Source organism: Streptomyces rectiverticillatus (assembly GCF_013394065.1).
GTDB classification, from domain to species: Bacteria; Actinomycetota; Actinomycetes; order Streptomycetales; family Streptomycetaceae; genus Streptomyces; species Streptomyces rectiverticillatus.
This window is the reverse complement of sequence record NZ_CP040752.1, coordinates 926,677-948,870: the sequence shown is the minus strand read 5'-3', so window position 1 is coordinate 948,870 and position 22,194 is coordinate 926,677. Positions and strand designations below refer to the sequence as shown.

General features: G+C 73.6%; 12 protein-coding genes and 5 pseudogenes. 12 read left to right on the top strand and 5 right to left on the bottom strand.

Going from position 1 to position 22,194, the window contains the following annotated elements:
* Nucleotides 1–18 precede the first annotated feature (18 nt).
* Both FGW37_RS03730 and FGW37_RS03725 read left to right on the top strand, forming a co-directional pair.
* Complete coding sequence (locus FGW37_RS03730) at nt 19–1,161, top strand: alpha/beta hydrolase family protein (RefSeq protein WP_179079739.1); 1,143 nt, start codon at nt 19–21, stop codon at nt 1,159–1,161.
* A gap of 121 nt (nt 1,162–1,282) precedes the next feature.
* Entirely contained in the window at nt 1,283–2,884 is a 1,602-nt protein-coding gene (locus tag FGW37_RS03725) for an alpha/beta hydrolase (RefSeq protein WP_246430251.1), read from the top strand.
* A gap of 50 nt (nt 2,885–2,934) precedes the next feature.
* Here the strand turns inward: FGW37_RS03725 and FGW37_RS03720 are convergent, their stop codons facing one another.
* Entirely contained in the window at nt 2,935–4,008 is a 1,074-nt protein-coding gene (locus FGW37_RS03720) for a polyprenyl synthetase family protein (RefSeq protein WP_179079738.1), read from the bottom strand.
* A 44-nt stretch (nt 4,009–4,052) separates the two neighbouring features.
* A complete protein-coding gene (locus tag FGW37_RS03715) occupies nt 4,053–5,123 on the bottom strand; it encodes a tetratricopeptide repeat protein (RefSeq protein WP_179079737.1) in 1,071 nt (356 codons plus the stop codon).
* 301 nt (nt 5,124–5,424) lie between these two features.
* Between FGW37_RS03715 and FGW37_RS03710 the strand changes: the two are divergent.
* The 3 genes and pseudogenes from FGW37_RS03710 (at nt 5,425) to FGW37_RS03700 (ending at nt 9,627) form a co-directional block, all read left to right on the top strand.
* Nucleotides 5,425–6,841, top strand: a pseudogene (locus FGW37_RS03710) (multinuclear nonheme iron-dependent oxidase).
* Nucleotides 6,838–7,869: a TIGR04222 domain-containing membrane protein gene (locus FGW37_RS03705; protein WP_179079736.1), complete on the top strand. Its 1,032-nt coding sequence runs from the start codon at nt 6,838–6,840 to the stop codon at nt 7,867–7,869. Before FGW37_RS03710 ends, FGW37_RS03705 begins: the two are co-directional and overlap by 4 nt.
* Before the next feature lie 138 nt (nt 7,870–8,007).
* Nucleotides 8,008–9,627: a phospholipase D-like domain-containing protein gene (locus FGW37_RS03700; protein ID WP_179079735.1), complete on the top strand. Its 1,620-nt coding sequence runs from the start codon at nt 8,008–8,010 to the stop codon at nt 9,625–9,627.
* Between the two features lie 78 nt (nt 9,628–9,705).
* Here the strand turns inward: FGW37_RS03700 and FGW37_RS03695 are convergent, their stop codons facing one another.
* Nucleotides 9,706–10,968, bottom strand: coding sequence for a serine hydrolase domain-containing protein (locus tag FGW37_RS03695; protein ID WP_179079734.1), 1,263 nt, complete (start codon nt 10,966–10,968; stop codon nt 9,706–9,708).
* Nucleotides 10,969–11,462: 494 nt separating this feature from the next.
* Between FGW37_RS03695 and FGW37_RS03690 the strand changes: the two genes are divergently transcribed.
* The 6 genes and pseudogenes from FGW37_RS03690 to FGW37_RS03665 all read left to right on the top strand — a co-directional run bounded on the left by FGW37_RS03690 (nt 11,463) and on the right by FGW37_RS03665 (nt 20,245).
* A complete protein-coding gene (locus FGW37_RS03690) occupies nt 11,463–12,272 on the top strand; it encodes a phosphatase PAP2 family protein (protein ID WP_179079733.1) in 810 nt (269 codons plus the stop codon).
* Between the two features lie 185 nt (nt 12,273–12,457).
* Nucleotides 12,458–13,645, top strand: coding sequence for an acyl-CoA dehydrogenase family protein (locus FGW37_RS03685; protein ID WP_179079732.1), 1,188 nt, complete (start codon nt 12,458–12,460; stop codon nt 13,643–13,645).
* 24 nt (nt 13,646–13,669) lie between these two features.
* Nucleotides 13,670–14,596 carry an oxygenase MpaB family protein gene (locus FGW37_RS03680; RefSeq protein ID WP_179079731.1) on the top strand — a complete coding sequence of 309 codons (927 nt, stop codon included), beginning with the start codon at nt 13,670–13,672 and terminating at the stop codon, nt 14,594–14,596.
* Entirely contained in the window at nt 14,578–16,944 is a 2,367-nt protein-coding gene (locus FGW37_RS03675; RefSeq protein ID WP_179079730.1) for a serine/threonine-protein kinase, read from the top strand. The genes FGW37_RS03680 and FGW37_RS03675 overlap by 19 nt, the downstream gene beginning before the upstream one ends.
* Nucleotides 16,945–17,038: 94 nt before the next feature.
* Nucleotides 17,039–18,130 (top strand): annotated as a pseudogene (locus FGW37_RS03670) (nitronate monooxygenase); the annotation flags it as partial.
* 561 nt (nt 18,131–18,691) lie between these two features.
* Entirely contained in the window at nt 18,692–20,245 is a 1,554-nt protein-coding gene (locus FGW37_RS03665; protein ID WP_179079729.1) for an acyl-CoA synthetase, read from the top strand.
* 34 nt (nt 20,246–20,279) lie between these two features.
* Here FGW37_RS03665 and FGW37_RS03660 read toward each other — a convergent pair.
* Together FGW37_RS03660 and FGW37_RS03655 are read right to left on the bottom strand one after the other, a co-directional pair.
* A pseudogene (locus tag FGW37_RS03660) lies at nt 20,280–21,190 on the bottom strand (penicillin acylase family protein); the annotation flags it as partial.
* Between the two features lie 421 nt (nt 21,191–21,611).
* A pseudogene (locus FGW37_RS03655) lies at nt 21,612–21,752 on the bottom strand (IS701 family transposase); the annotation flags it as partial.
* A gap of 18 nt (nt 21,753–21,770) precedes the next feature.
* Between FGW37_RS03655 and FGW37_RS33145 the strand changes: the two are divergent.
* Nucleotides 21,771–21,916, top strand: a pseudogene (locus FGW37_RS33145) (MBL fold metallo-hydrolase); the annotation flags it as partial.
* Nucleotides 21,917–22,194: the final 278 nt, after the last annotated feature.

Below are 22,194 nucleotides of genomic sequence, written 5' to 3'. Positions count from 1 at the left end.
CCGTATAACGTGATGATCATGTTGTGGAAATCGCGGAAGACATCGCGGCGGTCCTTCGTGGCCGCCGCGCTCCTCGCGGCCTTCGCCGCGCCCCAGATCCCGGCCGTGGCCGCGGCGGTGGAACGGGCCCCCGAGCCGTCGGCGTCCGGCACCCCGGCCCGGGTCCCGGCGCCCACGGGCAAGCAGCCGGTCGGGACGAAGACCCTGCACCTCGTCGACACCTCGCGCCCCGACCCCTGGAAGCCCGCCGCCGGCAAGCGGCAGCTCATGGTCTCGCTCTGGTACCCGGCACGGCACCAGGGCGACCGGAACGCCCCTTACGTATCGAAGGAGCTGTCCAAGGCGGTCCTTGGCAAGGAGGATCTCGCCGGCGTACGCACGAACTCGACCCTGGGCGCCGAGCCGGCCCGCAAGCCCCGGCCGCTGGTCGTCCTCTCGCCAGGCTTCGGGTTGAGCCGGCTGACGCTCACCACGCTCGGCGAGGACCTCGCGTCGCGCGGGTACGCGGTGGCCGCGGTCGACCACACCTACGAGGCCCCGGTCGAGTTCCCCGGCGGGCGCATCGAGACCTGTGAGATCTGTGCGAAGCCGGACATGGCCGCCGTCGTACGGAACCGGGCGAAGGACTTCTCCTTCCTCCTCGACCGGCTGACCGCCCCCGGCAGCCCGCTCGCCGTCGACCGCAGCCGGATCGCCGTGGTCGGCCACTCCATCGGAGGCGCGAGCGCGGTGGAGGCCCTGCGCGGCGACAAGCGCGTGGACGCCGCCGTCAACCTCGACGGCAACTTCCCCAGCGACCTGCCCGCCGACGGGCTGAACAAGCCCGTGCTGCTCTTCGGCGCACAGCGGGCCGGAAACACGGAGAACTGGGACAAGAACTGGCAGCGGCTGACGGGCTGGAAGCGCTGGCTCGACGTGCCCGAAGGCGGCCACCTGACGTTCACGGACGCTCCCTGGATCGTGGACCGGTTCGGGATGCCCGGCCAGATCCCGCCGGACCAGGTCCACGGCGCCTACGGCAGCCTGCACGGCACCCGCTCGACCGCGCTCACCCGTGCGTACGTGAACGCGTTCCTCGACCGGCACCTGCGCGGCACCCCGAGCCCGCTCCTCGACCGGCCGTCCGCGGCCTATCCCGAAGTCACCATCCTGAAGAAGTAGCGCCAACCCTCAGGAGACCCGGGGGTGGTACCAGTGCCACCCCCGGAACGGATACCAGCGGGGTCGATCGCGGCCACCCCGCCCGGGAGCATCGAACCGTCACCACGCACCAGGAGGTTCGATGTTCGAGCTCAGGAAATCGCGGCGGACCGTACCGGCCGTCTCCGCACTCGCCGCCGTGTCGGCCGCACTCGCCGCGGTGGTCGCGGCCGCAATGCTCCCGGCGGGAACAGCCGCTGCGCAGCAGAGCGCGGCCGCGCAGCCGCGCCCTGCCACGGCCGTGACCGTGCCCGAGCGGTACACCTCCCAGAAGCTCGCGTGGCAGCCCTGCCCCGAGCCGGCCACCATGGAGTGCGCGGAGATGACCGTCCCGCGCGACTGGCACGCCCCGGACACCGGCAAGGACCTCACGATCGCCGTGTCCCGCGTGCGGGCGAGCGACCCCGCCCACCGGCGCGGGGTGCTGATGATGGCCGCGGGGGGACCCGGCGGCAAGGGGCTGCTGAGGCCGGCCGGCGTCGCCCGGCAGGCGCCCGCGATCGGTGCCGTCCACGACATCGTCAGCTTCGACCAGCGCGGCGTCGGCAGGAGCACGCCGCTGCAGTGCCAGACCCAGGACGAGCTCGACGCCTTCTTCGCGGGTGACTTCCGCGACCGCTCGCCCGCCGCCGTGCAACGCGTCGTGGACAACTCCCGCAAGCTCGCCGACGCCTGCCGCGAGAAGCACGGGGACCTCCTTCCGTACATCACCACCGAGCAGACCGTGCGCGACATGGACCTCTTCCGCGCCCTGCTCGGCGAACGGAAGATCTCCTACTACGGGGCCTCCTACGCGACCATGGTCGGCGCGTACTACGCCACGCTCTTCCCGCAGCGCGTCGAACGCGCCGTCCTGGACAGCAACATAGCCTTCGGCGGCACCTGGGAGGACTTCGAGAAGGGCCAGCCGAAGAGCTTCCAGCGCCGTTTTGAGCAGGACTTCCTGCCCTGGCTCGCGAAGAACGACGCCACCTACCACTACGGCCGCACCGCGGCCGAGGCGAAGGCCACGTGGGAGCGGCGCCGCAGCGCACTGCGCGACCACCCGATCAGCCCGGGCGAAGGCAAGGGCAGGACCCTCGACCCCAACCGCTTCGACAGCGGCACCATCCAGGCGATCTACGACTCGCAGGAGGGCTTCCCGGGCCTCGCGAAGACGCTCGCCGCGCTGGAGCACTGGGACACGGCGTCCCCCGCCGAGCGGAAGCTCGTCGACACCGTCTTCGGCTCCTACCTCGGCACCAACTTCTTCGCCGAGTTCCTCGCCGTGACCTGCGCCGACACCCCGTGGAACCGCGACACCGGCTCCTGGGTCCGCCGCAGCGCCGAGGACACCGCCAAGTACCCCCTGATGGGTGCCCGAGAGCTCGCCTTCGCCTCCGCGTGCGCGGCGTGGCCCGCCTCCCCGGCGCCGCGCGTCAAGGTCACCGGCAAGGGCCTGCCGCCCGTCCTGATGCTCAACTCCCTGCACGACCCGGCCACGTACTACGAGGGTGCGCAGCGGGCCCACCGGGACCTGCGCGGCTCGCGCCTGGTCACGGACACCGGCGGCGACCACGGCGTCTACCTGGGCGGCAGCGCCTGCGCCGACGGCATCGTGAACAAGTACCTCCTCTCCGGAGAACTGCCCGCCCGGGACGTCACCTGCAAGGCCGCGCCGCTGCCGGTGCCGACGGCGAAGTAACCCGCAGCGGGAGGGTATCCGCCGCCGTTGCAGCCGCCATAGCAGAGGTGCTACAGCCGCCGCTCCAGCAAATGTGCGGAGAGCGCGACGAGTTCACCGACCGCACCCTCGGCGAGGCCGGCGCCGCGCAGGCAGTCGTGGGCGGCCGCCGCATGGCGGTGCGCCTCCTCCAGGGCGAACTCCCGGCCGCCGGCCGCCTCGACCAGGCCGGCCGCGCGGCGTGCGGCCGCGGCGGCCGGGGGCGTGTCCGGGCCCAGCAGCCGGGCCAGCTCGCGGGCGGTCGCACCGTCGTCCAGGGCGACGGCCGCCAGCACCGGCAGGGTCTTCTTCCGCCGCAGCAGGTCGCCGTGGACCGGCTTGCCCGTCGTCCGCGGGTCGCCCCAGATCCCCAGCAGGTCGTCCACGATCTGGAACGCCGTGCCGAGCCGCCGCCCGGCCTCGGCGAGGGCACCCGTCTGCAGGGGCGGGGCGCCCGCCAGCACCGGTCCCAGGGACAGGGCGCAGCCGAGCAGGGCACCGGTCTTGCGGGCCGCCATCGCCTCGTACTCCGGTATCCCGACCGCTCCCCGCCCCGTCCACGGGCGGTTCTCGAACAGCAGGTCGTCGGCCTGCCCGCGCACCAGCTCGCCCAGGCAGTCGGCCAGATGCGCCACCGCCCGGCCGGTGTGCTCGCCCCCGGCCTCCGCGACCGTCCGCACGGCCAGCGCGAACAGGGCGTCGCCCGTCAGGACGGCCGGTCCGGTGCCGAACGCCTTCCACGTCGCGTCCCGGTGCCGCCGCCGCTCGTCACCGTCCATGATGTCGTCGTGCACCAGCGAGAAGGTGTGCACCAGCTCCACGGCCACCGCCGCCTGCACCGCGGTCCCGAGGGGAGCGCCCACCGTCTCCGCGCCGAGCAGGGCGAACGCCTGGCGGACGCCCTTGCCGCCGGGGGAGGGGCTCGGCGTGCCGTCGGCCTCGCACCAGCCGAACGAGAAGGCCGCCATACGGGCAGGCAGCGGGTGCAGCGTCGCCACGGCGGCTCTGAGCGCGGGCTCGGCCAGCGCCCGTGCGCGGGCGAGCGTCTGGGGAGCGGGGGTCCGGAGTGCGGTCTGCGGGGGCACGGGGCCGGCCTGCGTGGGCATGGGCTTCTCTCTCCTGTCGTGGGCTGCCGCGGAAGGACGTGCTGTCAGGCGGCAGGGCGGGCAGCCGGGGCCGCCGGGGCAGCTGCAGGCTCCGCCGGCATCCCCAGCTCGGCGCGCGCCGCCTCGACCATCCGCCGGGCGTGGAGCAGGCCGATCCGGCCGAGCGTACGGTGCAGGTCGTCCAGCTCGGCGGCGGTCTCGGCGCGGTCGTGCCCCAGCCGGGCCCGGCTCTTGACCAGCCCGAGCCGGGCCAGGGCGGCACCCCGCGGCTCCGCCATCTCCCGGAACTCCTCCAGCGCCCCGCGGTAGCACTCCTCGGCCTCCGCGTAACGGCCCGCCCGGAACAGGACGTTGCCGCGCATCTTGTGGTTGTAGGCCAGCGCGCTGACGAGCTTCATCCGCCGGCACGTCCCCTCGGCCTCCGACAGCAGCGCGAGCGCCCGCTCGGTCTCCCCCCGCAGGGACAGCACGTCGGCGATCCCGCGCAGCGCCCACGCGTGGCCGCGGGCGTCGTCCGCCCGGCCCGATATCTCCGCCGCCTCCTCGAACATGGCCAGCGCGGTGTCGTACGAGCCCGAGTTGCGGTGCATCTGCGCGATGCCCTCCAGCGCCCACACGGTGTGCCGTGCCTCGCCCCGGCGCCGCGCCTCGGCCAGCAGCTTCTCGTGCAGTTCGCCGACGGCCTGGTAGTCGCCCTGGATGCGGCCGGTCTCGGCGAGGCCCGCGAGGGAGTAGCCGCGGGCCACGATGTCGTCGCCCCGCTCGGCGAGTTCGGCGGCGATGGCGAGCCAGCGCCGGGCCAGGGCCAGGGTTCCGCGCTGCCGGGCGAGCGTGCCGCCGCTCCACACGGCCCAGGCCATCGCCCCCAGGTCCGCCGCCTGCCGTGCGGCCCGGTAGCTCGCCTTCCACGCACGCTCGGCGTCCTCCACCCGGCCGAGCCGCCGGCTCGCCTCCGCGACGGCCAGCTCGGCGTGCGCCATGTCGAGTGCGGAGCCGTCCAGTTGGGCGCGCCGCCGTTGTTCGACCGCCTTGGACAGCACTTCCTCGAGCGAGGCGTTCACAGAGAGGTCTTCCAGGGAGCCCCGGTACTCGGGGGCGAATGCCTTGCCGTACATGGTTCTGCCTCACTTCGGGATCACTCAGGGAGGGCAGGGGGCGCCCTACCGTTGATCAAGAAGCTATGGCCTTGAACCACCCTGAGTAATCAGCCCAGGAGGCGGCGTTGCCGTACATCTGAGGTCCGGTGTGGACGGCACGGGTCATACGAGAGATGTACGGGACCGAACCCGTCGTGGGGGCGGTTGCTTTTTCCCCGCCGCAGGATTTGTACAGTGTGCTGCGGGGAAAGCTGGCTGGTACAGGCGTTCGACTCCACGGGGGAGCGTGGGGGAGCACGGGAAAGACGGGGGCGGGGCCATGAGTGAGCCGAGTGCGCTCAAATCACTGGGAACGGGGATCGGCTGGCGCCCGGAGACGGCCGACGCCGTGGCGGCGGGCCGGGTCCGCGCCGACTGGGTGGAGGTCGTCGCGGAGAACGTCTGCCCGTGCCATCTCCCCGGCCCGCTCCGGGAGCTGCGCGAGCGCGGCACGACGGTGATCCCCCACGGGGTCTCCCTCGGCCTCGGCGGCGCCGACCGGCCGGATCTGGCCCGGCTCGCCGCGCTGGCCGAGCGCGCCGAAGCCCTCGGCTCGCCGCTGGTCTCCGAGCACATCGCCTTCGTCCGCTCCGGGGGGCCGCTGACCGGCTCCCCGCGGATCGAGGCCGGCCACCTGCTGCCGGTGCCCCGCACCCGCGACGCCCTGGACGTCCTGTGCGAGAACGTCCGCATCGCGCAGGACATGCTGCCCGTCCCGCTCGCGCTGGAGAACATCGCGGCCCTCCTGCCGTGGCCCGGCGAGGAGCTGACCGAGGGGCAGTTCCTCGCCGAGCTGGTCGCCAGGACGGGCGTGCGGCTTTTGATCGACGTCGCCAACCTCCACACGAACCACGTCAACCTGGGGCAGGATCCCGCGGCCTCCCTGGATGAACTGCCGCTCGAAGCCATCGCCTACGTGCATGTGGCCGGAGGCGTCGAGCAGGGCGGTTTGTGGCACGACAGCCACGCCCACCCCGTGACCGGCCCCGTCCTCGACGTCCTCGCCGAGCTGTGCGCCCGCGTGACGCCCCCGGGCGTCCTCCTGGAGCGCGACGACGCCTTCCCCGCGCCCGAAGAGCTCGCGGCGGAACTGGACGCGATCAGGGCGACGGTGGCCGGTGCCCGGCGCTCCTCCCGGCAGGACCGGCAGGACCGGCAGGACCGGCAGCGGACGGTGGCGCACAGTGTCTGAGATGACACCTGAAACGGCGTCTGAAACCGCCCTCGAAACCGCCCCCGAAGCCGCCCGGCGGCGCCTCGCGCACGCCCAGCACGCCCTGCTCTCCGCGCTCGTCGCGGACGCACCCCCGCCGCCCGGCTTCGACCCGCAACGTCTGCGCGTGCAGCAGCAGGCGCTGCTCGGCAAGCGCGCGGACGTCGTCGCGAAGGTCGCGCCGGAGCTGCCCGAGATCCTCGGGGCGGACTTCCGGCGGCTGTTCCTCGCCTATGCCCGCGGCCGTCCGATGAGCGACGGCTACCGCCAGGACGCGCTCGACTTCGCCGAGGCGCTCCTGAAGACCGACGGAATCCGGACCGACGGCACCCTCACCGATCCCGGGCGGCGGGAGTGCCTCGCGGCGTGGACGGCCGCCCGGCGCGCGGCGCCGTCCGCCGGCCCCGCCGCGTTCCCGGCCCGCCTGGCGTCGGCCTGGCACACCTTGCGCTCGCGCGTGACCCGAAAGGCAACCGCCCTATGATCGCCGGCATCGTCGTCGCCTCCTTGGTGACCCTCCTTGCCCTCGTCGCCCCTTCGGCTTGGCTCGTCGTCGCCCGCCGCCGCGCCCTCGCCGACCCGCCGCCCGCACAGGGCGAGCCGGAGCTGCTGGAGGTCGCGTACCTGCTCGGCGGCCGCAACCGGGTCGTGGACACCGTCATCGCCGGCATGTGCGACGACGGGCGGATATCCGTGAACGAGAGCGGCAAGCTCAAGGTCGAGCGGGCCGCTGCGTACAACGCCGTGGAGCGCGCCCTGCTGGGCCGCTGCGGCGCCGACTGGAGCATCTCCCTGCGCAGGGTCCGCACCTCGCTGAAGTTCGACCCGGCCGTCGACGCCCTGGAAGGCGCTCTCGTCCGGCGCGGCATGCTGGTGTCGCCCGTGGTGAAGCAGAAGTGGCAGCGCGCCGCGGACGTCCAGGTGGCCGGGCTCGTCCTCACCGGCGTCGGCGTCGTGGCCCTGGTCCTCATGCCCGCGAGCTTCGTGACGGCCTTCGTCGTCCTCGGCCTCCTCGTCGCCGGCATCGTGCTCCGGGTCCGGTGCCGCCCTGCCGGGCCGAAGGTGCGGCCCACCCCGCGCGGCAAGGCCTTCATCGAGCGGACTCCGGCGACCGGTCCCTGGAGCGCCCGGTTCTCCGCCACGCACCCGGAGGGCATCGCGGGCGTCGTCGCGGTGCACGGTGCCGGCGGGCCCGAGCCGGACCAGCCGTTCCTGGGTCAGCTGAGGCAGGCGGCACTGCCGAGCCCCGGCGTGGGCAGCGTGCGCTCGTACTCCAAGGGCGCGAAGAAGCCGCCGTCCCGGAAGACCGCGAAGTCCTCTTCTTCCTCGTCTTCTTCCTCTTCCTCCTCGTCGTCCCACACCAGCGGCGGGTACGGCTGCTCCGGCGCATCGAGCTGTTCCAGCCACTCCGGCCACTCCAGCCACTCCGGCCATTCGAGCTGCTCCAGCTCCAGCTGCTCCTCCTCCAGTTCGAGTTCCAGCTGCGGCGGCGGCAGCAGCTGCGGCTCCTGAACGGAACGTTCCGGGCAACTGGTAGCTTCACCCCGGTGATCATCCGCAGTGCCGGTCCCCGGCGCTGCGGATCGCCGTGCGCGTTTCGCCGCGCGGCGCGTTCCCGGTCACCTCCGTACCCCCGATCAAGGAAGCACATTGGCTCGCCTCCGGCTCCGCCGTTTAACCCGTCCCGCCGTCTCCGCAGCGGTCTCCGCCCTGGCCCTCGCCGCGCTCCCCGCGGCCCCGGCGCTCGCCGACTCCTCCGCCACCCCGCACCTCGACGCCGTCGAGCAGACCCTCCGCCAGGTCTCGCCCGGCCTCGAAGGGCGCGTGTGGGAGCGCACCGCCGGCAACACCCTGGACGCCTCCTCCGGTGACCCCGGCGACTGGCTCCTGCAGACCCCCGGCTGCTGGGGCGACGCCACTTGCGCCGAGCGCCCCGGCACCAAGCGGCTGCTCGCCAAGATGACCGAGAACATCTCCCGGGCCACGCGCACCGTCGACATATCCACCCTGGCGCCCTTCCCCGACGGGGCGTTCCAGGACGCGATCGTCGCGGGCCTGAAGAAGTCGGTGGAGAACGGCAACAAGCCGAAGGTCCGCGTTCTGGTCGGGGCCGCGCCGGTCTACCACATGAACGTGCTGCCCACGAAGTACCGCGACGACCTGCGCGACAAGCTCGGCAAGGCCGCCGGCAGCGTCACCCTGAACGTCGCCTCGATGACCACCTCGAAGACCGCCTTCTCCTGGAACCACTCCAAGCTCCTCGTGGTGGACGGGCAGTCGGCGATCACCGGCGGCATCAACAGCTGGAAGGGCGACTACGTCGACACCACCCACCCGGTGTCCGACGTCGACCTCGCCCTGACCGGGCCCGCGGCCGGGTCCGCCGGCCGGTACCTGGACCAGCTGTGGACCTGGACCTGCGGGAACAAGAGCAACATCGCGAGCGTCTGGTTCGCCGCGTCCGACGGCGCCGCCTGCATGCCGACGATGGAGAAGGACGCGAACCCCGTCGCGGCCCCGGCCACCGGGAACGTCCCCGTGATCGCCGTCGGCGGCCTCGGCGTCGGCATCCAGGACTCCGACCCCTCCTCGTCCTTCCGGCCGGACCTGCCGACGGCGCCCGACACCAAGTGCGTCGTGGGCCTGCACGACAACACCAACGCCGACCGCGACTACGACACGGCCAACCCCGAGGAGAGCGCCCTGCGCGCTCTCGTGGCCAGTGCGCGCAGTCACGTGGAGATCTCCCAGCAGGACCTCAACGCCACCTGCCCGCCGCTCCCGCGCTACGACATCCGGCTCTACGACGCGCTCGCCGCGAAGCTGGCCGCCGGCGTGAAGGTGCGCATCGTGGTCAGCGACCCGGCCAACCGGGGCGCGGTCGGCAGCGGCGGCTACTCGCAGATCAAGTCGCTGAACGAGATCAGCGACGTCCTGCGCAACCGCCTCGCGCCGCTCACCGGCGGTCAGCAGGGTGCGAAGGCGGCCATGTGCGGCAACCTGCAGCTGGCGACCGCCCGCAGCTCGGACAGCGCCAAGTGGGCCGACGGCAAGCCGTACGCACAGCACCACAAGCTGGTGTCCGTGGACGGCTCGGCCTTCTACATCGGCTCGAAGAACCTCTACCCGTCCTGGCTGCAGGACTTCGGGTACATGGTGGAGAGCCCGCAGGCCGCCCAGCAGCTCGACGCGAACCTGCTGGCCCCGCAGTGGAAGTACTCGCAGGCCACGGCGACCTTCGACTACGCCCGCGGGATCTGCCAGGGCTGATCCCCGGCGCTCCCGTACGGACCTGCGGCCCGCGGCTGTCACCAGCCGCGGGCCGCAGGCGCACCGTGCGCGGGCGTGTCAGCGCGGCGCCATCAGCGTCGTCGTCTTCTGCGGCCCGGCGACGGCGGACTTGCCCGACGGGGCCTTGCCGCAGTATTCCGCCTCGACCAGCGCGCCGAGGTCGCCCGTCCAGTCGCCGTTGAAGTTGAACGCGGCGGTGTGCCGGCCGTCGGCGGTGGCACTGGCGATCGTTTCGGAGCCGTGGACGCCGCCGGTGTGCATCCAGACGGTCACGCCGCACGACAGCGGGGCCGTGTAGACGCCGAGGCCGTAGCGGACGCCGGGCATCTGGTCATCCACGGATACCCCGGTGAGCAGCTCCCGCTGCTGGGCCCTCGGCAGCAGCTTCCCGCCGATGAGGGCGCCGTAGAAGCGGTTGAGGTCGCCGGTGGTGGAGATGATCTCGCCGGCGGCGCCGCCCCACGACGGATTGAGCTCGGTGACGTCGTAGATCTTCGGGTCGGGAGCGGGCTCGGCCAGCAGCGTGCTGTAGGCCCGGCCGTGCGGCCCCGGCAGTTCGGGCGCCGTGCCGGGGAGGGTGGTGGCGGTGAGCCCCAGGGGCCGGATGATGCGCCGCTTGATCTCGGTGGCGTACGAGCGTCCCGTCACCTTCTCGACGACCATGCCGGCGAGGACGTAGTTGGTGTTGGAGTAGTGCCAGCCCCCGCCCGGCCGGAAGTACGGTGCGTGCGCCATCGCGGTCTTCACCAGCTCGTCCGGCGTGTGGTCGTCGAAGCGGTGCTCCAGGAAGTCGGGGCCGAGCAGCTTCTGGAAGCGCGGGTCCTCGGTGTAGTTGTAGATCCCGCTCGTGTGGTTGAGCAGCTGCCGGACGGTGATCTCCCGGCCGTCGTGCCCGCCGCCCCGGACGACGCCCGGCAGCCACCGCTCGACGGGGTCGTCCAGGCCGATCCGGCCCTCCGCCTCCAGCTGGAGCAGGACGACGGAGGTGAAGACCTTGCTGACACTGGCGATGCGGAAGCGGTCCTGGGCGAGGCGGGGCCGCTCGGTGGTGCGGTCGGCGATGCCGGCGGAGCCCCGCCAGGTGCCGTGATCGTCCCGGGCCTGCCCCAGGACGCCGGGTATGCCGGCCGCCACCTGGGCCTCCATGGCGCTGCGGGTGGCGGCGTGCCGGTCGTGGCCCGCGGCGGCCTCCCGGCCGCCTGCGGCCGTCGTGCCGGCGGCCCGGGCCGCGGCGGGGGCGGTGAGGGCCGCCGCGGCCATCGCGGCGGCGGCCAGTGCCCCCGCCAGGGCTCTGTGGACGGTGCGGGTGCGTATGTTCATGGCAGGTAGCCCCTCTGCTCCGGCGGTGTGCTGACACCGGACAGGACACCGTCAAGTCGCGTGGGGTTGAAGGGCCTTGTGGGCGGGGAGCGGGATCCGGCCAGCGGAATGCGGCGCTCGCGGCGTGAGACACGGCACAAATCCCCTCGCCCGGGAACCGCCGGCCGCGCCGCGGCGTCAAGGTTCGCCGTCCCGGGCCTCCGAGGCTCCGTCCACGATCGGCTGAATCGCTGCCCATACCCCCGCCTCCGGGTCCGGCCGGGTGGTCACCGTCGGATATAACTCCCTCACGCAGGGTGCGCCGCCGGTGGTGGGCGGCCCGGGTCGCGCGGCCGCCGGCGGCGTCCGGGGCGGGCGTCCCCGAAGGGTGCGCGTGCGGCGCGTGTAGCTTTGCCGTACAGCCGTGCCGTGGTCACCCCTGCGGCAGGCATTCGTCGCCTTCGCGTGTACTGCCGTGCCGGTACCGCCCTACCGATACAAAGGACGCCCCACCCATGCCGTACGTGCGCCACTGGTTGCGCAACTCGGTCCTGCTGTTCGCCGTCGCGATCGCGCTGGGCCTGGTAGCCGTGCACACCGATCTCATCCAGCCGCACGACCTGAAGCTGGACCGTACGGTCCAGACCACCTTCCGCACCGAGTGGCTGAACGTGGTCATGGAGGGGGTCAGCGCCCTCGCGTCCCCGGTCGCCGGCCTGCTGATCCTGGCGGTCTGGTGCGGCTGGCTGCTGTTCGTGCGGCGCCGGCCGGTGACGGCGGTCTCCACCTTCCTCGTCGTCGCGGTCGGCTGGAACAGCACCCAGATCGCGAAGGCCGTCGTCGCCCGGCCCCGGCCGCCGCGGGAGTTCATGCTGGACCCCGAGATCGGCTCCAACAGCTTTCCCAGCGGTCACACCGCCTTCACGGTCGCCGCGTTCATCGCCGCGTACTTCCTCTTCCGGGAGTCCCGCCACCGGCGGACCGTAGCCGTCGTCGGCGTCTTCGCCGTGCTGCTCATCGCCTTCTCCCGCTGGTACGTCGGCGCCCACTACCCGACCGACACCCTCGGCTCGGTCCTGATCGCCTCGTCCGCGATCATCTTCGTCACCGGCGTCTGGCACGCCTGGCTGCTCCCGCGGCTCTACCGCATCCCGCTGCTGGAGCGCTTCGGCCTGGACCAGGAGCTCGCCGAGCTGGAGGCCGCGGAGCAGCACGGCGGCCACCACGGTCACACCCGGCCCGTGCCGCACAGCCGTCGCCGCGGCGGGGGCGGGGGCGGGGGCACGCCCACGGGGGGACGCCACCGCCGGCACGCCGCCCGCTGACGGGCGCGGCACGACCGCCGTACCCACTGCCCTACCGATCGCCGTAACGGCAGGGACCTCGCAGGGACCTCGCAGGGCTGACGCCCCGCGAGGTCCCTGTTTCTCCTCCGCCTTCCGAATTTCTGGAACAGGTTCTACGGTGTGCGCCGTCAGCGCGGCATACGGCGAGCACCCCTGGAGGGGCCGTGGACCTCGAGTACACCCCGGAACAGCGGCGCTTCCGCGCCGAGCTGCGGGACTACTTCGCCGGGCTGGTCGCAGGCCGCGCCCACGCCCGCCACGACGACCCGGCCGAGCAGAAGCGCTTCTACCGCGCCACGATCCGCCGCCTCGGCGCGGACGGCCGCCTCGGGGTGGGCTGGCCGGCCGAGTACGGGGGCAGCGGCCGGACCCCGATGGAACAGTTCATCTTCTTCGACGAGGCCGCGCAGGCGGGCGTGCCGCTGCCCCTGATGGCGCTGAACACCGTCGGCCCCACCCTCATGCAGTTCGGCACGGACGAGCAGAAGGCGTACTTCCTGCCCCGGATCCTCTCGGGCGAGCTCGACTTCGCCATCGGCTACAGCGAGCCCGGCGCCGGCACCGACCTCGCCTCCCTCACGACGCGGGCCGTCCGCGACGGCGACTCCTACGTGGTCAACGGCCAGAAGATCTGGACCACCAACGGCGACACCGCCGACTGGATCTGGCTGGCCGTCCGCACCACCCCCGTCACCGAGGGCACCCCGCCGCACAAGGGCATCACCCTCCTCCTCGTGCCGACCAGCGCCCCCGGTTACTCCTGCACCACCATCAACACCCTCGCCTCCCACAGCACGACCGCCGGCTACTACGAGAACGTCCGCGTCCCCGTCCGCAACCGCGTCGGCGAGGAGAACAAGGGCTGGCGGCTGATCACCACTCAGCTCAACCACGAGCGCGTCACCCTCGCCGCCCACGGCACCACGGCCGTCGGCGCCCTGCGCGACGTACGGCGCTGGGCCGCCGCCACCGAGCTCGCCGACGGCCGCCGCGTCATCGACCTCGGCTGGGTCCGCGCCCGGCTCGCCCGCACCCACCTGCGCCTGGAGGCGATGAAGCTGCTCAACTGGCAGATGGTCGACGCCCTGCAGCGCTCGGCGCTCACCCCGCAGGACGCCTCCGCCGTCAAGGTCTACGGCTCCGAGACCCGCCGCGACGCGTACGCCTGGCTCATGGAGGTCCTCGCCGCGGCGGGACCCCTCAAGGAAGGCTCCGCCGGCGCCGCCCTCCACGGCGAACTCGAACGCGGCTACCGCGCCGCCGTCGTCTTCACCTTCGGCGGCGGCAACAACGAGATCCAGCGGGAGATCATCTCCTGGATCGGCCTGGGGATGCCGCGCGTGCGCCGCTAACCTGACGATGACAGGAGGTGCCCCATGCCGCACGCCGACCCCGGGCTCTTCGGGCCCGCATCGGTCACCTGGCAGCTGCACGGCGACCCCATGATGTGGATCGCCGGGGTGCGCGCCCTGTGGCTCCAGGCGCTGCACCCGCGCGCGGTCCGCGGCGTCATGCAGAACTCCGACTTCCGCAAGGACGCCTGGGGCCGCCTGCTGCGCACCGCGAACTTCGTGGGCACCACCACCTACGGCACCACCGAGGCCGCCGAGCGCGCGGGAGCGGCCGTCCGCGGCATCCACCGCCGGCTGTCCGCCACCGACCCGGACACCGGCGCGCGCTATCCCGTCGACGACCCCGCCCTGCTCCTGTGGGTGCACTGCGCCGAGGTCGACTCCTACCTCCACGTCCTCCGCCGCTCCGGCGTCGCGCTCAGCGAAGCCCAGGCCGACGCCTACTACGCCGAACACCGGCGGTCCGCCCGGCTCGTGGGCCTCGACCCGGCCGACGTGCCCGACACGGCCGGGCGGACGGCCGCCTACTTCGAGAAGGTGCGGCCCGAGCTGGCCCTCACCCCGGAGGCCCGCGGGGTCGACGCCTTCCTGCGGCGCCCGCCCGTCCCCCTCCCGGTGGTTCCGGTGCGGGAGCTGCTCTGGGGGCGGGTGGCCTCCCTCGCGTACGCCGCGCTGCCTCCCTACGCCCACGAGCTGTACGGGCGGCAGGCCCCGCCCCCGCATGTCGTCACCCGCCGCCTGCGCGCCGCCGGCGCCGCGCTGCGAACGATCCCCGCAGGCCTCCGCTGGCAGCTGCCGCCCAAGCACATCCTCCGTGCCGTCGCCAGACTCGGTCCCGGTAGCCGTCCCTCCTCCTACAACCTGCGCAGACGGGCCGCCATACTGGACGGGCCGGGGGAAGCGCGGGGCATCGACGGGGGCGGCGGCGCGGGATGGCGGAATCCAGGCTGATCCAAGGGCGGTACCGCCTGCTCGAACGCATCGGGCGGGGCGGGATGGGCGAAGTGTGGCGGGCGCTCGACGAGTCGCTCGGCCGGCAGGTCGCCGTCAAGTGCCTCAAGCCCATGGGGCCCCGGCACGAGCCGTCGTACCTGCGGGTGCTGCGCGAGCGCTTCCGCCGCGAGGCGCGCGTCGCGGCCGCGCTGCAGCACCGCGGCATCACCGTCATCCACGACTTCGGCGAGTCCGAGGGCGTGCTGTACCTGGTCATGGAGCTCCTCGACGGCCGCAACCTCAGCGAGCTCCTGGAGGACACCGGCGGCCTGCCGCTCACCCTCCCCGACATCCTGGAGATCGCGGAGCAGGTCGCCGCCTCCCTCGCCTACACCCACCGCCAGGGCGTTGTGCACCGGGACCTCAAACCGGCCAACATCATGCGGCTGGCCGACGGCACGGTGAAGATCTGCGACTTCGGCATCGCCCGGCTGGGCGATTCCCTCCCCTACTCGTCCTCCTTCTCCTCCCGTCTCACCGGCACCGGCATCGCCATGGGCACCCCGCACTACATGTCGCCCGAGCAGATCGGCGGCGCCCCGGTCGACCACCGCAGCGACCTGTACTCCCTGGGGTGCGTGCTGTACGAGATCGCCACCGGCGCCCCGCCGTTCGCCATGGACGACGCCTGGGCCGTGCTCGTCGGCCACCGGGACACCGCGCCCGTGCCGCCGCGCACCCACCGCCCCGACCTGCCGGAGGCCTTCCAGCGGATCGTCCTCGACCTGCTTGCCAAGGACCCCGCCGACCGCCCTCCCGACGCCGCCGACCTCCACGGCCGCCTGCTCGTTCTGGAGCCGCCGGACCGCCTCGCCCGCCTGGCGACCGTGCACCGGACGCCGCCCGAGCGCCGCCCGCGCCCCGTGCGGTCGGCCGTGCGGCTGCCCGAGCCGCGGCTGCCCGGCTGGGCCAGGAACATGACCACGGGCTCCAAGGCGACCGGCCCCGGCCCGCGGACGGCACCGCCGCCGGACCCGGCGGCGGCTCTTACCAGCGCTTGGACGGCGGGTCCGGCGGGTCCGGCGGGTTCGGGGGAGCCGGTGGGGCCTGCGGTGGGGCTGCCGGAGCCCGCCCGGCGCACCGGGCCCGGGCCGGCCGTGCCCGCCGGAGGCCCGCCCGCCGTCGCGGAGGCGTTCGCCCCGCCCGCGCCGGAGGCCCTCGCCGCGCTCGTGGCCCGCCATCAGGAGGGGCTGCGCCTGGGCCGGCTGGGCCGCTGGGAGGAGGCCGGCCGCGCGCACGCCGCCGTCGCCGCCGACCGCGAGCGCCTCCAGGGCCCCGACCACCCCGACACCCTCACCAGCCGCTATGAGGCCGCCTTCGCCCTCAGCATGCAGGGGCGGCCCGGCGAGGCGCTGCGCGAGTACGCCCGCGCCGCGTCCGGGCGCGAGCGCGTCCTGGGCCCCGACCACCCCGCGACGCTCGCCGCGCGCCAGGAGACGGCGTACGTCCTCGGGCAGCTCGGCCGGCACTTCGAGGCCCACGACGTGTACGCCGCCGTGCTCGCCGCGCGCGAGCGGACCGTGGGCCCGGACCATCCCGACACCCTGCGCTGCCGTCACAACCTGGCCTTCAACCTGGGCCGCCTGGGCCGCCTGGAGGAGTCGTACCGCATGGCGTGCGAGGTCGCGGTCACTCGCTCGCGGGTCCTGGGCCCCGCCCACCCGGACACGCTCGTCAGCCGCTACGAGGTCGGCTACGCCCTCGGCCAGCTGGGCCGCTGGACCGAGGCGCTGCAGACCTACCGCGAAGTGGCCGTCGCACGGCAGCGCGTGCTTGGTGCCGGCCACCCCGACACGCTCGCCGCCCGCTACGAGACCGGCATCTGCCTCGGGCGCCTCCAGCGCAGCGCGGAGGCCCTGGGGCTGTTCCGCGAACTGGTCGACGAGCGCACCCGGGCCCAGGGGCCCGAGGACCCCGACACCCTGCGCGCCCGGCACTGCCTGGGCGTCAACCTCGGCCGCCTCGGCCGCTGGGAGGAGGCCCTGGCCGAGGCCCGCGACGTCGGCGCGGTCCGCGAGCGCGTGCTGGGCGCCGACCACCCCGAGACGCTGGTGAGCCGGCGCGAGATCGCGGTGGGGCTCGGCTGGCTGGGCCGCTGGACCGAGGCCCTCGCCGCCTACCGCGAGGTCGCGCAGGCCCGGCAGCGGGTGCTCGGGGCCGACCACCCGGACGCCCTCACCAGCCGCAACGACGAGGCGCACTGTCTCGAACAGCTCGGCCGCTCCACCGAGGCGGTGGAGCTCTACCGCCAGGTCGCGGCGGTCCGGCGGGTCCGGCAGACGCGGGGCCGGCCGCTGCACCGGTAGCCGGCCCCTCCCGCGTGCCCGACGGTACATCTTGTCTGACGATGCGTCAGAAAACCTCTTCCCTCGCCCGGCCTCCTGCGGCATCCTGCCGCCCATGCAGACCGAGCTGAGCCAGCGGCTGGGCATCGAACACGCCGTCTTCGGCTTCACGCCCTTCCCCGCGGTCGCCGCGGCGATCTCCCGGGCCGGAGGGCTCGGCGTCCTCGGCGCCGTCCGCTACACCGACCCCGGAGCGCTCGCCCGGGACCTCGACTGGATGGACGCGCACACCGGCGGCAGACCGTACGGGCTCGACGTCGTCATGCCCGCCGGACGGGCCGAGGGGGTCACCGAGGCCGACGTCGAAGCGATGATCCCGGACGGGCACCGCCACTTCGTCCGGGAGCTCCTCGCCCGGCACGGCGTCCCCGAACTCGCCGCCGGGGACCGGCGGGGCTGGCGCATCACCGGCTGGCTGGAGGACGTCGCCCGCGCCCAGCTCGACGCCGCCTTCGACCACCCGCTCGCGCTGCTCGCCAACGCCCTCGGACCGCCGCCCGCCGACGTCGTGCAGCGCGCCCACGCCCACGGCACCCTCGTCGCCGCGCTCGCCGGCAGCGCCCGGCACGCCACCCGGCACGCCGACGCCGGCATCGACGTCGTCGTCGCCCAGGGCTACGAGGCCGGCGGCCACACCGGCGAGATCGCCACCATGGTCCTCACCCCGGAGATCGTCCGCGCCGTCGGCCCGCTGCCCGTCCTGGCCGCCGGAGGAATCGGCTCCGGCGAGCAGATCGCCGCCGGGCTCGCCCTCGGCGCGCAGGGCGTGTGGATCGGCTCCCTCTGGCTCACCACCGAGGAGGCCGACCTGGGTTCGCAGGCCCTGACCGCCAAGCTCCTCGCCGCGGGCTCCGGCGACACGGTGCGCTCCCGCGCCCTGTCCGGAAAGCCCGCCCGCCAGCTGCGCACGGCCTGGACCGAGGCCTGGGACGACCCGTCCGGCCCCGGCCCCCTCCCCATGCCCCTGCAGGGACTCCTCGTCGCCGAGGCCCTGACCCGCATCCAGAAGTACGAGGCCACGCCGCTGCTGGGCACGCCGGTCGGCCAGATCGTGGGCAGCATGAACAGCCGCCGCGGCGTACAGGCAGTCTTCGACGACCTGACGAGGGGCTTCGACCGGGCGGTAGCGCGGCTGGCCCGCATCGCGACGGGCGCCCCTGCGGGGCGAGCGGAGCTGCCCGCGACCGGCGCCCGCGGGGCGCCTTTCGCGCCCGGCCCCGGTTCAGGGCCCGGGCCCGGCGATGCCGGGCCGGACGGGGGAGCGGGGCTGCCGACGGGGCCCACGACCGCCGCTCGCGGGGGGCCTTCGACCCCCGGCACCGGCATCGGGCCAGGTGTCGGTGATAGCCGGTCGGCCCGGGGTGCGGGGTTGCCGGCGGGCGGGTCGGAGCTGCCCGCGACCGGCGCTGGCGCGGCGCCCTCGGGGCCCGGCAGCGGCCCCCGCACCGAACCTCGTGTCGGCGATTCCCGGCCGGTCCGGGAAGCGGGACTGCCCGCGGATCGGTCGGAGCCGCCCACCGTCCGGCAGCGTGCAACGCCTCCCACCCCAGGCGCCGCGCGCGGCTCCGGACGGGCCGGGACGGGCCCGGCTGTGCCCGGTGGTCGTCCTGCCCGCCGCGGCGACGCGGAGCGGAACGGGCCCGCGCCGGAGTGAGCGCCCCCCAGACACACCCGCTCCGCCGTCCATCCGCCGTCCGAAGGAGGCCCCATGCCACCCCAACCGCCCAACGGGTTCTGGGCGCAGGCTGCCGCCGAGCCCGACCGCGTCGTCCTCGTCGACCCGGCCGGCGGTACCTGGACCGCCGGCCGCCTGCACGGCGCCGCCAACCGCCTCGTCCACGGGCTGCGTGCCGCGGGGCTCCGTACCGGCGACGCCTTCGCCGTCGTCCTCCCCAACGGCGCCGAGCTCCTCACCGCCCACCTCGCCGCCACCCAGGCCGGTCTCTACCTGGTGCCGGTCAACCACCACCTCGTCGGGCCGGAGATCGCCTGGATCGTCGCCGACAGCGGGGCCAAGGCCCTCATCGCCCACGAGCGGTTCGCCGCCACGGCCACAGCGGCCGCCGACGAGGCCGAGCTGCCCGCCGCACGGCGCTACGCCGTCGGGGACATCGCCGGCTTCCGCCCGTACTCCGCCCTCCTCGACCACCGCCCGGACACCCCGACCGCCGACCGCACCCTCGGCTGGGTCATGAACTACACCTCCGGCACGACCGGGCGGCCGCGCGGCATCCGCCGCCCGCTCACCGGCAAGCCGCCCGAGGAGGGCCACCTCGGCGGGTTCCTGGGCATCTTCGGCATCCGGCCGTTCGACGGCAACACCCACCTGGTGTGCTCGCCGCTCTACCACACGGCCGTCCTGCAGTTCGCGGCCGCGTCCCTGCACATCGGCCACCGGCTGGTGGTGATGGACAAGTGGACGCCCGAGGAGATGCTGCGCCTGATCGAGACGCACCGGTGCACGCACACGCACATGGTCCCCACCCAGTTCCAGCGGCTGCTCGCGCTGCCGGAGCACGTCCGGGCCCGCTACGACGTCTCGTCGATGCGCCACGCCGTGCACGGCGCCGCGCCCTGCCCCGAACACGTCAAGCGCGCCATGATCGACTGGTGGGGCGGCTGCATCGAGGAGTACTACGCGGCCAGCGAGGGCGGCGGTGCCTTCGCCACCGCCGAGGACTGGCTGAAGAAGCCCGGCACCGTCGGCAAGGCGTGGCCCATCAGCGAGCTCGCGGTCTTCGACGACGACGGCAACCGCCTCCCGGCCGGCCGCCTCGGCACCGTCTACATGAAGATGACCACGGGCGGCTTCACGTACCACAAGGACGCCGGCAAGACCCGCGACAGCCGCATCGGCGACTTCTTCACCGTCGGCGACCTCGGCTGCCTCGACGAGGACGGCTACCTCTTCCTGCGTGACCGCAAGATCGACCTGATTATCTCCGGGGGCGTCAACATCTACCCGGCGGAGATCGAGTCCGCCCTGCTCGCCCACCCGGCCGTCGCCGACGCTGCCGTCTTCGGCGTGCCGCACGACGACTGGGGCGAGGAGGTGCGCGCGGTCGTCGAACCGGCCGAGGGGTACGCACCGGGCGCCCCGCTGGCGGCGGACATCCTCGCGCACTGCTCCGGGGCGCTGGCGGGCTACAAGCGGCCCAGATCCGTCGAGTTCATTGCCGCCATGCCCCGTGACCCCAACGGCAAGCTGTACAAACGCCGCCTGCGGGAGCCCTACTGGAAGGGCCGGGGCCGCTCGGTGTGAGCGGCGCCCGGCCCCGGCCCGCAGATGCGGGCCGTCAGCGCTCGCTCACGCGCACCACCCGCAGCTGCGGCGAGGACAGGATGTCCTTCTCGCAGAAGCGGGCCGTGACCATGCGGCCGGCCGAGAACAGCCGGGTCTGGTCCGCGTAGTGCGGTGAGGTGGGGTGGGGTCGGAGGACTGCCCGTACGTCAGGAGGGTGCGGGCCGCCAGGCAGGGGCCGCCGTCGAAGCCGACGGCCTGGATGTAGCTCGAGCCGTGCCGCACCTCGGAGTAGCCACCGCGGGCGGAGTCCCACGGCGCCGACTCGATCATGTTCCATATGCCCAGCGCATCGGCCCCGCCCGAGATGGATATGCGCTTGCCGTTGCGCTCGACGAACTGGTGCTCGCCCAGCGGCGCGTCCAGGGCGATGCCCGCCCCGCGCAGCTCGGCGACCGCGTCGGCGAGGGCCCGGCCGGCCATGGGGGACGCCGTGTTCAGCGTGTTCGGCGTGGTCACGGGGGCGGTGGGGGAGAAGGGCACGCGCCACAGCTCGGCCGGTGGGGCGGAGTTCACGAGCCTGCGCCAGAAGCGGTCGAAGAGGGCCGCGCCCTTGCTGTCCGTACGCACCGTCCGGTCCCAGCGGGCCAGCACTCCGCAGGCCGCGGACACGTCGACGGGCTTGCCGTCGCTGCCCGTCGCCCTGCCGCCCGGCAGCGCGGCGCAGGCCTTCGCCGCATCGGCCGCGGCCAGGTCGCCCGCGGGGGCACGGTTCGCGAACTGCTGCCGCTCCAGGTCCGCCACGGTCAGCCCGCCGCGCTTCGCCATGGCGGACACGTCCTCGATCGCGCCGCGCGTGCGCAGCGAACGGGCGGTACCGACGGTGCCGAAGATCCTCGGGTAGCCGGTGAGCGGGCGGTCCGCATTGGCCAGCCAGGGGCTGTTGTTGTTCTCCAACGTAGGGAGCGTGGAGAAAGACGCTGGTCAACCTGGCTGTTAATGCTGCTTCCACGTCACCGAATGTGCTCTTCTGCGGGTCGCTATCACCTTCCTCCACGACGACCTTCGCCTCTCGTGGCACTGGGTCATCAAAGACCACGGCATGTTCCTCGGCCCTCTGTTCATGCTGACCGCCGCGTGGGAGACATCGCCCAAAACGTCAGGATCGGACGCCGCACCGTTCCGATTGCTTTCGGCGAGACGCCCACCCGTCTGTTCCTGGCGGCGGGTTTCGTCGCCCTGCCGGTGGTGGTTTGCCTCATACTCCTCGCCCCGTATGGGTCAACTACCGCTGGCTGGGCTTTCGGGATGGCCATGGCAGCCCTCGACTGGCTCACCGCGTACCGCGTTGTGGCCCTTCACGACGTTGAAGCAGACCACCTCACCTACGTGCAACGGACGTGGCGAAGGCCGGGTGCACCGCGACCCGGCATAGACCGACTCCGCCGACCGAACCGGAGTACTGGCGGGCAGCGGCCACCGCGTCGGTCGAGGACTTCGCACCCCCCGTCTCGTCGGCGTTCAGGATCCCGTTGCCGTCGTCGAGCAGGCACACCTTGATCTGCAAGGAGGTCAGCCGGGCGGTGTGCTGTCCCGATCCACTGGGGCACCTTCAACCTGGCTCCGCATGCGTGGGCGGAGCCGGGGGAGTGGACGAAGTACGAGGCGGAGGGGGTGGGCCAGGTGGTGGCCGCGATCCCGACCTGGCGGGTGATCGGTGACGTCCGGTGAGGACGAGCTGGGCAGGGTCATGGCCCTGCTCGTCCGTCTCTCGGTCGAGGAGCGCGATCGTGCAGTGCGTGCTTTGGACGGCCCGTCCCGGCGGGAGCCTTCGGTGAATGCCCCACGGTTCGTGCCCTTGCCGACGGGTGCGGGTTCGTCCTCGGTTGTCGTCCGAACACCCATCGTGGGCTCCTGAGCACGCGCGTGATGAAGCCTCGCTGGGTTGCTGGCGGGGCATCTCAAATGCA

Bases quoted from the DNA above. Each gene is read 5' to 3' on its own strand.
- FGW37_RS03730 (WP_179079739.1), top strand. From the start codon at position 19: ATGTTGTGGAAATCGCGGAAGACATCGCGGCGGTCCTTCGTGGCCGCC.
- FGW37_RS03725 (WP_246430251.1), top strand. From the start codon at position 1,283: ATGTTCGAGCTCAGGAAATCGCGGCGGACCGTACCGGCCGTCTCCGCA.
- FGW37_RS03720 (WP_179079738.1), bottom strand. From the start codon at position 4,008: ATGCCCACGCAGGCCGGCCCCGTGCCCCCGCAGACCGCACTCCGGACC.
- FGW37_RS03715 (WP_179079737.1), bottom strand. From the start codon at position 5,123: ATGTACGGCAAGGCATTCGCCCCCGAGTACCGGGGCTCCCTGGAAGAC.
- FGW37_RS03705 (WP_179079736.1), top strand. From the start codon at position 6,838: ATGATCGCCGGCATCGTCGTCGCCTCCTTGGTGACCCTCCTTGCCCTC.
- FGW37_RS03695 (WP_179079734.1), bottom strand. From the start codon at position 10,968: ATGAACATACGCACCCGCACCGTCCACAGAGCCCTGGCGGGGGCACTG.
- FGW37_RS03690 (WP_179079733.1), top strand. From the start codon at position 11,463: ATGCCGTACGTGCGCCACTGGTTGCGCAACTCGGTCCTGCTGTTCGCC.
- FGW37_RS03680 (WP_179079731.1), top strand. From the start codon at position 13,670: ATGCCGCACGCCGACCCCGGGCTCTTCGGGCCCGCATCGGTCACCTGG.
- FGW37_RS03675 (WP_179079730.1), top strand. From the start codon at position 14,578: ATGGCGGAATCCAGGCTGATCCAAGGGCGGTACCGCCTGCTCGAACGC.
- FGW37_RS03665 (WP_179079729.1), top strand. From the start codon at position 18,692: ATGCCACCCCAACCGCCCAACGGGTTCTGGGCGCAGGCTGCCGCCGAG.